Genomic DNA, 13,683 nt, shown 5'->3' with positions numbered 1-13,683 from the left:
CAACAAAACCCCAGCCTGATTCAGGTCTGGGGTTTTTATTTTTCAAGGCGATAACGATCAGAAAACGTTGATCGGGTACTCGGTAATCAGCCGGACTTCGTTGAAGTTCAGCCCGCGATCCGGGCTTCTGAAACTGGCCTGGCGCACCCGGAACGACAGGTCCTTGGCCGGGCCCGATTGCAGCACGTATTTCATCTCGATGTCCCGTTCCCACGCATGGCCGTCGTCGGTCAGCGCCGTGTGGAAATCGGTGCCTTTGAGGTAGCGGGTCATGAACGTCAGTCCCGGTGCGCCGAGGGCAGCGAAGTTGAAGTCGTAGCGTGCCTGCCACGAGCGTTCGTTCTCATAGTTGAAGTCCGAATACTGAACCGAGTTGGCCAGGAACACTGTGCTGTTACCGTCCACGCCGTAGGTGTAATTGCCGGTGCCGGTGACCCGCTGGTGAGCGATCAGGAATGTGTGAGGCCCGGCCGTCAGGGATGCCGACAGACTCCAGATGCGGTTGTCCAGGACGCCGCCTCGTTGCTGGCCCTGACTCTTGGTGTCGTAGCCGTTGAAGTCGAAGGTTGCGCTGTAGCCCGTGCCCAGTGGCAGGATTGAGGTAGCGCCCACGTAGCTCTTGCGCCAGTAGTCATCGACGTCCGAGTGGTAGGCTCGCGCGCTGAGGTTGGGGGTGAATTGGTAGGTGCCGCCGATCAGGTCAAGGTCGGTCAGGCGGCCGCTGTCGTGCCCGCTCTGATCGCGCCCGCGCAGGGCGGTGAAATGCCCTGCGTTGAGGGTGAGGCCGGGCAGTTCCTTGCTGGTGACCAGCCAGCCCTGGGTGGTTTCCGGCAGCAGACGGTTATCACTGGTCGCCAGCACCGGAAGGTTCACCAACTGCTCACCGTACTTCAACACTGTTTTCGATAGCTTCGCCTTGAGCGCCATACCGCCCTTGCTGTACTCGTCCTTGGCCCCGTCGCTATCTTCTTCGAGCAGGAGCGTGCCGCCGCCCTTGCGCCCGTTGCCGGTGTCGAGCTTGATCCCCAACAAGCCGATGGCATCCACACCGAACCCGACCGTTCCCGGTGTAAAACCGGACTCGAAGATACCGATGAAACCCTGCGCCCATTCTTCGGAATAATTCTGCGCAGTGCGGTCATCGAGGAAGTTGCGGTTCATGTAGAAGTTGCGCGCTTTGATCGAGAAGTGAGAATCCTCGACAAAGCCGCCGTTGTCGGCGAGCGCGTTCAGGGGGAGCGTGCAGGTGAGGGCAACAGTCAAAACATGTTTATTGTTCATATGAGTCATGTTCCAGGCGTGCGCAAGCGTCCAGCCATTTCCTTTGGTCAGGAAACAGTCGGCGCTGTAATTGTTGTTATGGGCGTGCAGCGTTCTGCCAGTGAAGGGGCGGTCTTTTATCGTTTAGGTTTTCATGGAAGCTCCTTATTTGATTGGCGGATGGGAAAAAATAATGGGCTCAGTCATTCCTCTTCGCACAAATGGGTGCGGGCCAGGAGTTAAATTCATTTGTATCTCTGAAAGAAATATTGTTTCTCTCGATGAGTCGATGGTAGTGACCTATGAAGAATGCTGTCAAGCGCCGTAAACGGGTTCGACGCAGCTGATGCGGCGGGATTTTTCCAGGCGTTGCCTGTGCGTAGCGGGGGGAGAAGAAGTGCCTGGCAGGCGCGGAGCGGGGGGGTACTGAAGTCGGTTATCAAACGTCACAAGGGCGGCCGATCAGGGAAGAGTGCGCCCGGATCAGTGAGACTCTCGGATAGGGGCGCAGCCGTGATGGAATGCGTCGGGATTTCGCTATTGATGGGAGTACAGTTTCGCAGCATTGGCAAAGCCTTTGGCTCTGAAAATAGCGCTGCCTTCGCCGAGACTGCCGTCATTGCTCACGAGATAAACCTCATTGGTACCGGGCTTGAGCGCCATGCTCGTCGAGCGAAGAAAGTGACCCTTTTCCCGTCCTGGAATCAAGATCTGGCCGATGGGCAAGCCGTTAGGGTTGAGTACCAGCACGCGGCCTTGGCTGTACAGGGCCACGTACAGGTTGCCATCTTGATCGACACGCATTGAGTCAGGTGATGGGCCGCTAAACCGGTAGACAACGGCTTCCCCGAAGGGCGCGATTGTCTTGGCATCTTTCAGTTCGATTCGGTGCAGCAGCCCCGTCGCGAACTCCGTGACCCAAAGGGTCTTGCCGTCGGGAGAGAGCGCAATGCCGTTGGCGATCGCGAGATTGGGCAGGATCGAGACGATTGTCTTGCCGCCAGCAGGGACGTAATAGACGCCGCCGGTGGGCTGAGTCGATGTGCCCTTGAAGTCGGTGAAGTAAAATCCCCCCGTGCTGTCGAACACGAGGTCATCCACCAGATGGTTTTTGCTTGCCGGGATGATGACTTGTTTTCCCGAGCCGTCCGGTTTGTAGGCTGTCAGGTTGCCGGTATTTTTGAAATTACCCAGCCCTGCCACAAACAATCTGCCGTCTTTATGAATAGCCAGTCCCGCACTTCCCAGCGCGTTTTTCGGCACGACGACACTGAGTTTCTTTTCGGGATCGACCTTTAGAACCTGCCCCCCGAACACCTCGACAAACAGCAGATTGCCGGCCCTGTCGAACGATGGACCTTCCAGTTGCAGGGGGCCGTCGGACACCTTCAGCCACAGATCGGCTGTCACCGTCGGCAACTCTTTTTCGGGTGACCCAATGGCCTGGAGTTGCTGGCCCTCTGCCGGGTAGTTCAGCGTGGGGATAGCGTCCGCGTGGGCTTGCAGGATGCCAGCGCTGAAGGCCAGGCACAGGGAAGCCAAGTGGTTTTTGCGCATGTTGGTTACCTTCGTTTGTTGTTATGTTGAAGTGGCTCATACGCTCAACAGGGCGACGATGGCCGGCACCGTCAGTACGGCGGTGTAGTACCCCATGAACTGCACGCCGATGTTGAAGCCAAGGAAGCGCGATAGAAAACCACCCAGCAGGCCGACGGTGACAATGACCAGTAGGCCGAGTGCTCCGCCCTCCCAGATGCCGATCACCAGGATCAGGCCGACAAACGTCGAGATCACCGCTTCGTGACTGATTTTGCGTGAGACGAAGGACGCTGCCCGGTGGGCGTAATTCATCGTGAAGGGGTAGGCAATGAGGATCGCCACGATCACCGCCAGCATCCCATAACCCAGAAACTCCCACGTGTTGAGCAGGGTATGGAGGTTGTTGACCTGTCCGGTGGCGGTGTCAACGCTGAAGCGAGGCGGGGCGTTGAACAGCGGTGCGGCCGGCCCTGCGGCGACCGGACTCAACGGCAAGCCAAACGCGATCAACGGGATCAAGGCTTCAGCGATGTATGTCGCTTCAGTGACACCGTTACGGGCCGTGATCACTGTTGTCAGCCGATGGTAGACATGCTTGACCCGTGACCCGACGAGTTCGCCCATGATCACGGTCATCGCCACGGGGCTGAAGACGAACGTTGCGCTGGAGATAATGGCCGTGATCGCAGTCCACAGGCTTTGTCTGCTGTCCAGCACCTTGAGCGGGTTGGGGAAAAAACCGCCCCAGCCTTTCACATCCGCAGACAGCGAGAAGGTGCGCACGTGCTGGCGTCTCATCGTCTCCCGTTCAGCGGGGGCGAGCATTGAAAATAGCGCGGCAATCAGCGGGCCAATGGCGATACCGAGGAAATAGCTGACGCTCAGCTTGACGCCGTATTGTCCGGTGATGCTTTGTAGGCCGACGATGACCATCACGAAGGGGACAAGCGCGAGCACCGCCGCAAGCCGCCCCTTGGAAAACCATGCAATGGCGATCGCAGCGAGCAGGAAGACCCAGGGGGCGGCGCGCTTGATCGTGTCGCCAAAAGGCGCGAGCATCACGGCGAAAAGCACCGCCGTGGGCACTGCAATCAGCGCCGCGATCACAGCGCCTGAAATCATCTTGCGCAGGGCTACGTGCGGTACGCCCAGGTTGCGCAGGAAGTTGGCCTCGCGCATAAGGGGTGTTGCCAGGGTGTCGCCGGGGATGCCCAGTAATGCCGTGGGCACGGCGTGGGTCATGTGTTTGGCCACTGCACCTGCGAGAAAGAACGTCAGGACACCGGGCGCAGGTACACCCAACAGCACCACGAGTAATGTAAGCGGGGCGAGGGTGGTGGTTTCATCGCTGCCCGAGATGAGGCCAATCCCGGCGAAGATCACTGCACCTAATATGCCCATCCCGAACGCAATGAGAATCTGCTCCAACAGGGGTGTCATCATGACCGGCCACCGTTGGCCCGGATCGGAGCGACCGGGGCTACCGTTGCGTCTTTTTGTGCGTTAGCGGCACGCGTGAGGTTTGTCTCGTAATCTGCAAACACCTCATAAAGATCCATTTCGTGCAGTTCAGCGAGTGCTTTTGCGGGTAGATCCGACAGGTTTCCAAGGTCCGCGAACTCCTCCTGCAATTCCGCCAAAACCTTTGCCCGCCACGCAGGATCTGCCTGGTGCTCTACCACATTGCGCTTGGGTTTGAAGAGCTTTGCACTGATGGCTCCCCCCACCAGGCAGCCGACGATGCCCACCAGCATGGCGTAGGCCTTGGCCATCTGGACATTGTCTACCCACCCCACGAGCAGGTGCTTCGCCAGGAAAAAAGACCCCAGGCTGACGACTGCGCCTATGGCCATGGCGTAAATCAGGTGACGACCGTTCACGGTGTCACCCCATAATTCATAGAGATCGGATTTCAAGGATTTCTCCTACTGCCCTTGCGAGCTTTTATTGTTATGAACATCAAGGAACGTAGCGGAGTCAGGCCTCTCGTCGTCGTTTTGCCAAGAGTGCTCGCGCAACCCTGGACGCCGTTTCACGACCCGGATGAGCGTCAATGAACTCCCTGGCATCAACCAATAATCGAACGGGCAGTCCGAGATGGCTATTCATCACTCGGCCCGCTTTTGCTTGAGAAGCTCAGCCGCTTTGTCGGAGCGAACGTCCCGTGCATCGACCATCTCTTTGACCAGCCAAGTCACTTCATCGCCTTTCGCGCCGGCTGACAGCGCAATATTGCGTGCATGCAGCGCCATGTGGCCACGCTGGATGCCTTCCGTAGAGAGCGCTCGCAATGCGCCGAGGTTTTGGGCCAAGCCGACAGCGACCGCGATTTCGGCGAGTTCCTGAGCGGTTTTCACCCCCAGAATGCGCAAGGAGAGTTGCGCCAGTGGGTGGGTTTTCGTGGCGCCGCCGACCAGCCCGACAGGCATCGGCATTTCGAGAGTGCCCACCAGATTCCCTTCGCTGTCTTTTTCCCACGTTGTCAGCGAGCCGTAGTGCCCATCGCGGCAAGCGTAGGCGTGAGCCCCCGCTTCCACTGCGCGCCAGTCGTTACCTGTGGCGACGATCAGCGGGTCAATCCCATTCATGATGCCCTTGTTGTGGGTCGCGGCACGGTAGGGGTCGATGACGGCAAAGTTGTAGGCGTCGAGAATGCCTTCGATCACGTCCTCACCTTTATAAGCGGCAGTGGTGAGCAACGCTGGGGCGATGCGGACCTGGGCACGGGCCAGGCGCAAGTCGGCGAGGTTCGAGAGAATGCGCAGGCGTACCTTCCCGCCGGTGATGTCCTCCATCAACGGGGCGACCGCTTCCGCCATCGTGTTCACGGTATTGGCACCCATCGCGTCACGCACGTCCACGATCAAGTGAGCCACGAGCATGGGGCCTCTCGGGCTTTGGGCAAAGGTGTGGACTTCGAGGTCCCGGCAACCGCCCCCCAGCTTATTGAGCAATTGATCCTTGCGATTTGCCAATTCAATGATGTCGTCCTTGCGACGCAGGAGGCTGAGGCGGGCATTGAAAGGGTCTTCAATGTCGACGATCTGGACTTGTGCGCGCATCAGCGGTTGCGAACTGGACGTCAGGAATCCCCCCGCGTCACGGGCAAGCTTGGCCATGAAAGAGGCAGCGGCAACGACGGAAGGCTCTTCCACGACCAGTGGGACAATCACGTCTCGGCCATTGATCTGGAAATTGCTGGCGACGGCGTACGGTAATTCGAACTTGCCGATCACGTTCTCGATCATGCCATCGGCTATTTCGAGCCGGAGCGCGCCTTCCTCGCCAAGCAGGGCAACGTCAGCGGCCGGGAGGTCGAGCAGGTCTTGAAGGTGATTGAGGCGCTCGGCAGGCGTCAGGCTGCGAAAATTGGGAAGGCGAGAGTCGATGCTCATCTGGAAAGTCCTGTCGCGGTTGTTGTTTTAAGTTGAAGTCACACTATTCCGCTCTGTGCCTGTAAAGAAGGTACAGTTTGGACGGACAGTACCTAAGCTGTACCCTTGACGCTGGCCCTGGAAGGATTCTCGATATGAGCAGAATGACCCTGGCTCAGCAGCTCACCGCTTCGTTGGCAGCCCGGATCGACGACGGGACTTATCGTGTGGGCGACCGTTTGCCGTCACTTCGTGAATGCATGCGTTTGTTGGGACATTCAAAGAATACGGTCATCACGGCGTATGAAGCGCTGGCCTCTCAAGGCTTGGTTGAAGCCAGGCATGGGCAGGGTTTTTTCGTCAAGCAAGGCACCAGCGGTCACTACGAACCTGAGGAACCGCCGCCCTATGCCAGGGCGATGGATACCATTTGGCTAATGCGCCAGCAATTCGTCCGTGAGCCCGGGCATTCGCCTCTTGGGGAAGGATTCCCTCCCGTCGAGTGGTTAATGGACATGCGCCTGGACAAGTTCACCCGGCAAATCATGCGGATGGGGGTTACCACGTTGTTCAGGTACGGAAATCGCCTGGGCAATGCCAGCCTGCGCCAGCATCTGGTGCAGAAGCTGGCGTCTTACGCCATTAGCGCGAATCCTCGGCAAATCGTCACGACTCACGGTGCGAATCATGGGCTGGACCTGATCATCCGACGCTTCCTTGCGTCGGGGGACACGGTACTTGTCGAGGATCCAGGCTATTACCCTTTGTTCGGCAAGTTGCAATTGCAGGGTGCTCGAATGCTGTCCGTGCCGCGCTTGCCCGATGGCCCGGATCTTGATGCGCTGGAAGCACACCTGCGCCGGCATAAACCGAAACTGTTTTTCCTGCAGTCCGTTGGCCATAACCCGACCGGGTCTGACATTTCGCCGGCTAAGGCCCATCGACTGGTTCAGTTGGCACAGGAGCATGATTTCATTTTGGTGGACGATGACGCGTTGGCTGACTTCAAGCCCGCCGCAGCCATCAGAGTGTCGGCATTGGACCAACTGAAGCGTTCGCTGTACGTGGGGAGCTTTTCGAAATCCGTTTCCGCAGCCCTGAGAGTGGGGTTCATCGCGGGCAGCAAGGAAGTTATCGATGAGTTGGGCGACCTGAAAATGTTGCTGCACACCAGTTCTTCCGAGCTTTGCGAGCGAACGGTCGACGTGGTGTTAATGGAGGGGCATTTCCTGAGGCACTTGATTCGGCTTCAGGAGCGGGTCAAATCGGCTACCGCCGCAGCGTTGCAAATGCTGGATGAGATGGGGGCCGAGGTGTTCTGTCGTCCTGAGCAAAGCCTGTATTTATGGGCCAGGTTTCCCCATTTCGACGATGCCAGGGAGTTGACTCGGCTGCTGTTGCCGAAGGGGTTCATGATCGCTCCCGGACATATTTTTTCGCCTGAGCAATCACGTATCAATCCATGGACGAGACTCAATGTGGCGTATCTGAACGACCCTGTCTTCAAGTCCACGCTGCAACAATGAGAGGTGGATGCGGTTCTGCTCATGCAGGTGGAGGGGGACCCATGGGATTAATCATTCCTCTTGGGCATGGTTAGGGTTTCTTATTTATCGCTTTTTATCCCTTTGTGGAATGTCGACCATGACACCTCCAATAAGCATAAAAAAAGGAGGCCCCATGACTTCAATCGCCACCACTGACGCTGCCGCGCAAGCGGCACGCTCCAAATATCGTTGGGTTGTTCTCTCGGTCATCGTGGTTGTGTACATGCTGGCGGCTGCGGATCGCGCCAATATCGGTATTGCTCTGCCATACATCCAGAAGGAGTTCGGCGCGAGTAACGCGCAGGCCGGCCTGCTCGTCAGCGCGTTCTTCCTGTTCTACTCCTTGGGGCAGATTCCCGCTGGCTTCCTGCTCAGTAAGGTCGGTGTTCGCTTGGTGGCACCGGTGTCGATTGCGCTGACTTCGGTTGTCACCCTGCTCATCGGGACCGCCCATAGCTTCGGTTTGTTGAAAGTCTATCGCTCCGCTCTCGGCGTAGCCGAAGCGGCATTGCCTTTATCGATGCTCAGTACGATCAATCGTTGGTTTCCGGCGCGTGAGAAGGGGCTGGCAACGGGGGCGTTCCTGTCCGCTGCGAAAATGGGCGCAGTCCTGGCTCCGCCCATCGGTGCTGCGCTGATCATGCTCGATGGCTGGCGTACGATGTTTTTTGCCTTCGCCATTCCCGGTTTGCTGCTCGCATTGATCTGGTGGTGGTTAGTGCCCAATGATCCTCGCGCCAGTCAACGGGTCAACGAGGCAGAGGCGATTCATATCGAGGATCAAAGCAGCAGCGACAATGAACCTGGGCGCACACAGAAGAGCTTTGGAGCGCTGGACACGTTTCTGCGATACAAGCGCACCGCACCCCTGGCGACCTCGCGCTCAGTGTTTGCATCGTGGAATATCTGGGGATGCGGTCTGGGTTATCTGCTGATGACTGGCGTGGTCAACGTGCTGCTGGCCTGGTTGCCCAAGTACCTGGGTGAAGTGAAGCATTTCGAACTGATGCAGATCGGCTTCGTGGCGTCGTTGCCCTTCGCTGGCGGCGTATTGGGCAACATAGTCGGCGGCTGGCTCTCCGATACGGTTCTGGATCGTCGTAGAAAACCGACCATGATGATCAGCGCCGTAGCCACCTGCCTGATGATGGTCGCATTGGTCTACGCGCCGAATGATCTGCTCTCCGTCAGTCTGCTGCTGTTTGGTACGGGCTTCCTGCTGAACATCGGCTACTCGTCGTTCTCGGTCTACTCGATGGGCCTGACCACGCGGAGCACTTACCCGGTAGCGGCTTCGCTGGTAAACAGCGCCGGACAGGCAGGCGGGGCCATGGCCCCCCTGATCACCGGCATGCTGCTGGACAGCTACAGTTGGACAGCCGTTTTCGTCTTCCTCGGTGTATGTTCCTTGGCGGCGCTGGTTTTCGTGTTGTCCATTTACGAGCCTGCCGGACTCAGCGAGCAGAACACCACGAACTAGGTTCGCGACCCGTTGGCGATCCTGCTGATCCAGCAAACAAGGAGCATTGAAGCCATTCAGCGCTCCTCATCAGCTTTGCAGTTGGCGGGAGAAGTCGCACAATGCTGTCGCCCGGGAAACCACCTCGGTAACGAAGGCCGAGGGCCGGTCATTTCGGTACATGGCCATATAGGGCACAGTCGGCAGCTCAGGGTCTGTCTTGATGATGACCAACTTTCCTTCGTCGACCAGTGGGCGAAAGCATTCAAGCGGCAGGTAGGTCACGCCTAGCCCGGCGGCAGTCAAGCCAAGCATTGCAGTGAGGCTGTCGGAGGAAAGTGTCTTGGGAAGGTCGATGCCCAGTGCTCCCAGCCACTTGTTCACGAACAGTCCGGAGCCTGAACGCTTTCCCTGCACCAGTACCGGATATTTGGCGAGTTCGGCCAATGCCATGACCCCTGAATCTGCGATCAGACCGGGCGCAGCCATCCAGGCGTTCTCCACGATGGCCAACTGGACCGCCGTCACTTCTGGCGCTGTGAACGTGTCGGGAATGATGATGAGGTCAACTAGGTCGTCCATGAGTTTCTCGTGAAGATTGCGACTCATGTCTACTTCCGGCTCAACCGTCAGCCCTGGAAAATCCTCCACCAGCCGTGCGATCAATCGGGGCAGCCAAGTGAGGGCGGTGAGTTCCGTTACGCCTAGTCTCAGGCGCCGGGTCATCACATGCGTGCCATCTTTCAATGAAGAGATCCGGTCGGCGAGGCTGAGCATTTCCCGGGCAATGACCAGTAGCTCCTCGCCGGTTGCAGTGAGCCGTGCGCCCCGCTGCGTGCGATCGAAAAGCTGAAGACCCGTGGTCGATTCCAACTCCTGAACCCGTTTGGAAATGGCGGACTGGGTGGTATGCAGGTGTTCCGCCGCGCGCTCAAAGGTTCCCAGTCGCTCGATCCAGTGAAGCGCAGTGAGTTGCCGAAGCGTGATCACGTTCATTCCTTTAATGCATGTATGGTCATAGAATAATATCGCTTTTTCTATTTGGCAGCCTCTTTATCCTCGGAGCTATCAGACACCCGAGGAGTCCACATGAACGCTATCGCTCCATCGTCCGACATCAGCACCCTGCTGGTGGCCTATACCCGCACGTCCACTTCCATTATCAGCGACTGCCTGGACCGTTTACCCGGCGCGCTGCTTAAGCCATTCCATCGAATAGAAGGCACCATGGCGGGTATCGCGCTGACCGTGAGAGTCCCCTGCGGGGATAACCGCGCGATTCATCAAGCGCTGGAAATCCTCAGTCCCGGCCAGGTATTGGTGGTCGATGGCGGAGGCGATATCAGCCGGGCCTTGATGGGGGACATCATGGCGGCAATCGCCGAAAAGCGCGGTGCGGCCGGTGTTGTGGTGGACGGTGCCATTCGTGATCTGGCGACGATAGGGAAAGGAACATTCCCAGTGTTCGCGCGAGCGGGATTCCATCGTGGCCCGTACAAGAACGGCCCTGGTGAAATCAACGTGCCGGTCAGCATCGCAGGCATGCTCGTTTCACCTGGCGATATCGTGGTGGGTGATCACGATGGCATCGTGGCGTTCCCGGCATCGGAAGCAGAAAGCCTGCTGCAACGGTGCTGGGCGACCGAACAAAAAGAGGCAGAGATGTTGGCACAAATTGCTGCCGGCACTTACAAAGGCGCCTATGCGGCGCACTGAATCGGAAACCTCGACAATGAAAATCGGAATTATCGGAGCTGGCGAAGTCGGCCTCACCTACGCGCGGCCTTGGTCAAGCGCGGGACATGACATCGTTTTGTGTGATTTGAAGCCGTCCCCTCGTGCCCAGGCGTTCGCAACGCAGTTGGGGTTGGATATTTCGACGTCCATCCCCGATGCAGTGCCCGAGTGCGATGTGGTGGTGTCGTGTGTCTTCGGAACGGTCTCCCTGTCGGTTGCCGAACAGGCGCTCGGCAGCATGCGCAAGAACGCGCTGTTCGTGGATATGACCACCGCCGATCCCGCTCAGATCAGAACCGCCGCCGCACACGCCTTGGCGTTGGGCATTGCCTATGTTGACGTCGCCATCCTTGGCGCTATTGCCCTGACCCACGAGAAAACTAATCTGCTCGGTGCGGGGGTGGGGCTGGATCGGGCGATTACGCTGTTCGCATCCGCTGGAGCACCGCTCAAGGCCGTGGAAGACGGTGTCGCGGGTGACGCGGCGGCGCTGAAGATCCTGCGTAGCGTTTTTACCAAAGGGCTGGAAGCCCTGACGATTGAATGCTTCATGGCTGCTGAAAAACAAGGGGTGACTGGCAAGCTGCACGACGCCTTGAGCGACATTGATCAAGCGAGTCTGCCCGACTTTCTCGGTGCCCTGATCCGCACGCACGTTGTCCATGCTCCGCGCCGCCTGAAAGAGGTCGAAGAGGCCGAGCGTCAGTTGCGTGCCGCCAACATGCCTGTAGCGGTGCTTCCCGGTGTGAGGGACCTGTTTCAACGCACCGCCGGGCAGATTGAATCGAGCCCATCCGATGTAGCTGCCCCAACGGTGCAAGAGGCGCTGGACTGGCTCTTCAAGGCGAATGGCATCAGCAGGTAACGGCTTGCAACTTTCCTTCGAGCTCGGTGCGCTCCATCCACCGACTGGCCCCATGACCCACCGGTTCAGCGCACCCGGTCACGGCTTTGCGCGGCCAGGTCCAGGGCCTTTTGCATGTCCAGCCGCGCCGAGCGGCCGACGTCCTTGTCGTTGAGTTGGTAGCGACGCTCCGACGGCAGGATAGGGGCGGTGAGGTCTTCGGCGTCCATCTGTTCGAAGTCGTGGTTGTCGCCGATGGTCATGGCGCTGCGGCGTAGCAGCATGCGCAACTGCTCGGGTTGCAGTTGCGGGTTGATGGACAGCATCGCCGCCAGCAGGCCCGCGACCATGGGCGTGGCGTAGGACGTGCCGCAATGCACCGCGCTGTCCTGGCCGGCATTGGTGGTCGAGGCGTGGGCGCAAGCGGCGGCGGTGATGTCGACGCGCATGTCGATGTTCGAGGAGCTGCGCTTGACCGCATAAGCCGGGTCGTCGACGGCGACGCCGGAGCGTTCGCTGCGCTGGTGCCCACCGACCACCAGCAATTGCTCGGTGATGAAGGAGGAGGGCAGGCGGTATTCATCGCTGCCCGAGAACGAGGAGCCATTGCCGGCGGAGTTCACCACGATCACGTCGGGGTGCGCCTTGCGCAGCCAGAGGAAAAATTCTTCCAGCAGTTCTTCGTAGCCGCCCATGGCCAGGCCCGAGCGCAGCAGCGAGTCGACGTCATCGCCTTTGATATCTTTGGTGCCGACGCGATGGATGCCCCAACTCCAATTGAGCACGCGCACGCCATCTTCCACGAGGTTGACCGAGGCGGCGATGTTGGCGGTGATCCCGGCATCGGAATTACGTTCGACGATGACCTCGAAGCCACCGCTGGCCTTGTCCAGGCCACGGAGAAAACCGGTGTTGCCGTTGTCGTCCCAGCGTGCGGCGAGGATGCCGGCGACAGTTGTGCCGTGGTTGTCCGGTTTGTCCGCATCACGGGCGTAGACGCAGGTGCGCGGTGGCGAGCAAGCACCGGGGTAGTCCGCGAAATCCGTCGTGTCGAAATCCACATCGCGCTCGATCAGGCCGATGCGCACCGGTTGCGGCTGGATGGGCGGCTGTCGCCCGGGGATGCGTCGTTGGTAATAATTCACCGCGTCGAGAAAACGATTCGCGGCCCATTCGTCGGAGTCCAGGGCCGGTTTCTTCGGTTCTTCAGGCTGGGCAGGGGCCTGCTCGGTTTCTTCGGCCGAGGACTCCTCGGTGACCACGGCATCCACGCTGGTCTCGCTGCCCAGACGCAGGACCAAGGCGTCACGCTGCACCAGGTCCTTGGCCGGCAGGCGAAGTTGGTACAGGTTCAGCGGCGCGATGCTACCGACCACTTTCGCTCCGTATTTCTGGGCCAGACGCTCGGCTTCCTGACGACCATCACGGTCTTCCTCGATCAGCACGCTGACCAGGTCGACGTAAGTGGTCAGGCCGTCCATGTTCTTCGCCACTTCGTCCGGCCCGGCGGCCAGCACATGACTGTTGCGCAAGGTCAGCCAGGCGGCATTGCTGGTGCGGGGGCCGTCTTCCAGCCAGAGCGGGCCACTCTGGTAATCGGCGCTGTCCAGGCGCAAGCGCAGGGTTTCCCCTTCACGCTGGACCGTGTCCGCGGGCAGCGCCTTTGCGCCCAACTTGAGTTGTGGCGTGCGGTCGCCCAACCCGCGCGCTGTCAGGCACCAGTCCTGGTGCTGGCTTTCCAGCAGGTCGCCACAGCGTTTCAGGCTTTCCAGGCGCAGGGGTTCCGGCGCAGCGGTTGCCGTGCCGGCAGCCAGGGTGAACAAGGTCGCGAGGGCAGTGGGTCGTAGGAGCATGGGCCAGGTTTCTTTGTCGAGGGTCCTGTTGCTCCGACTGTCATGCTGTTCGCTTCGTTCAGCGGGAGAA

The 13,683-nt window shown here is 59.2% G+C and carries 12 protein-coding genes; 5 read left to right on the top strand and 7 right to left on the bottom strand.

The window, feature by feature from the left end; genetic code table 11:
• Positions 1 to 57: 57 nt before the first annotated feature.
• Positions 58 to 1,281, bottom strand: coding sequence for an OprD family porin (locus tag BLQ55_RS03635; RefSeq protein WP_092252426.1), 1,224 nt, complete (start codon positions 1,279 to 1,281; stop codon positions 58 to 60).
• Here BLQ55_RS03635 and BLQ55_RS32110 point away from each other — a divergent pair.
• Positions 1,189 to 1,503, top strand: a complete 315-nt coding sequence (locus tag BLQ55_RS32110) for a hypothetical protein (RefSeq protein ID WP_170847554.1) — start codon at positions 1,189 to 1,191, stop codon at positions 1,501 to 1,503. The genes BLQ55_RS03635 and BLQ55_RS32110 overlap by 93 nt on opposite strands.
• Positions 1,504 to 1,797: 294 nt before the next feature.
• On the opposite strand, the gene BLQ55_RS03630 is transcribed toward BLQ55_RS32110, so the two are convergent.
• From BLQ55_RS03630 to BLQ55_RS03615, 4 genes are all read right to left on the bottom strand, one after another.
• Entirely contained in the window at positions 1,798 to 2,817 is a 1,020-nt protein-coding gene (locus BLQ55_RS03630; RefSeq protein WP_092252425.1) for an SMP-30/gluconolactonase/LRE family protein, read from the bottom strand.
• Positions 2,818 to 2,853: 36 nt separating this feature from the next.
• Positions 2,854 to 4,242 carry a tripartite tricarboxylate transporter permease gene (locus BLQ55_RS03625; protein ID WP_218130099.1) on the bottom strand — a complete coding sequence of 463 codons (1,389 nt, stop codon included), beginning with the start codon at positions 4,240 to 4,242 and terminating at the stop codon, positions 2,854 to 2,856.
• Positions 4,239 to 4,715 carry a hypothetical protein gene (locus BLQ55_RS03620; protein ID WP_256326517.1) on the bottom strand — a complete coding sequence of 159 codons (477 nt, stop codon included), beginning with the start codon at positions 4,713 to 4,715 and terminating at the stop codon, positions 4,239 to 4,241. The genes BLQ55_RS03625 and BLQ55_RS03620 overlap by 4 nt, the downstream gene beginning before the upstream one ends.
• A gap of 192 nt (positions 4,716 to 4,907) precedes the next feature.
• A complete protein-coding gene (locus BLQ55_RS03615) occupies positions 4,908 to 6,194 on the bottom strand; it encodes a hydroxymethylglutaryl-CoA reductase, degradative (RefSeq protein ID WP_092252423.1) in 1,287 nt (428 codons plus the stop codon).
• Between the two features lie 134 nt (positions 6,195 to 6,328).
• Here BLQ55_RS03615 and BLQ55_RS03610 point away from each other — a divergent pair, with 134 nt between their 5' ends.
• Positions 6,329 to 7,699, top strand: coding sequence for an aminotransferase-like domain-containing protein (locus BLQ55_RS03610; RefSeq protein ID WP_092252421.1), 1,371 nt, complete (start codon positions 6,329 to 6,331; stop codon positions 7,697 to 7,699).
• 154 nt (positions 7,700 to 7,853) lie between these two features.
• The gene (locus BLQ55_RS03605; RefSeq protein ID WP_092197985.1) at positions 7,854 to 9,200 is read left to right on the top strand and encodes an MFS transporter; all 1,347 of its coding nucleotides are present in this window, start codon (positions 7,854 to 7,856) and stop codon (positions 9,198 to 9,200) included.
• 69 nt (positions 9,201 to 9,269) lie between these two features.
• On the opposite strand, the gene BLQ55_RS03600 is transcribed toward BLQ55_RS03605, so the two are convergent.
• Positions 9,270 to 10,175, bottom strand: coding sequence for a LysR family transcriptional regulator (locus BLQ55_RS03600; protein ID WP_256326516.1), 906 nt, complete (start codon positions 10,173 to 10,175; stop codon positions 9,270 to 9,272).
• Between the two features lie 93 nt (positions 10,176 to 10,268).
• On the opposite strand from BLQ55_RS03600, the gene BLQ55_RS03595 reads away from it, so the two are divergent.
• The gene (locus tag BLQ55_RS03595; protein ID WP_218130098.1) at positions 10,269 to 10,895 is read left to right on the top strand and encodes an RraA family protein; all 627 of its coding nucleotides are present in this window, start codon (positions 10,269 to 10,271) and stop codon (positions 10,893 to 10,895) included.
• Between the two features lie 16 nt (positions 10,896 to 10,911).
• On the top strand, positions 10,912 to 11,781 hold the full coding sequence (locus BLQ55_RS03590; protein WP_176814175.1) for an NAD(P)-binding domain-containing protein: 870 nt from the start codon (positions 10,912 to 10,914) through the stop codon (positions 11,779 to 11,781).
• 65 nt (positions 11,782 to 11,846) lie between these two features.
• On the opposite strand, the gene BLQ55_RS03585 is transcribed toward BLQ55_RS03590, so the two are convergent.
• Positions 11,847 to 13,613 (bottom strand): S8/S53 family peptidase, encoded by a 1,767-nt coding sequence (locus BLQ55_RS03585; RefSeq protein ID WP_092252417.1) that lies wholly within the window; start codon positions 13,611 to 13,613, stop codon positions 11,847 to 11,849.
• Positions 13,614 to 13,683 lie beyond the last annotated feature (70 nt).

The organism is Pseudomonas sp. NFACC13-1 (genome assembly GCF_900104425.1).
Taxonomy (GTDB): domain Bacteria; phylum Pseudomonadota; class Gammaproteobacteria; order Pseudomonadales; family Pseudomonadaceae; genus Aquipseudomonas; species Aquipseudomonas fluorescens_AA.
The sequence above is the reverse complement of the archived record's forward strand: the minus strand, read 5'-3'. Positions and strand labels throughout refer to the sequence as shown.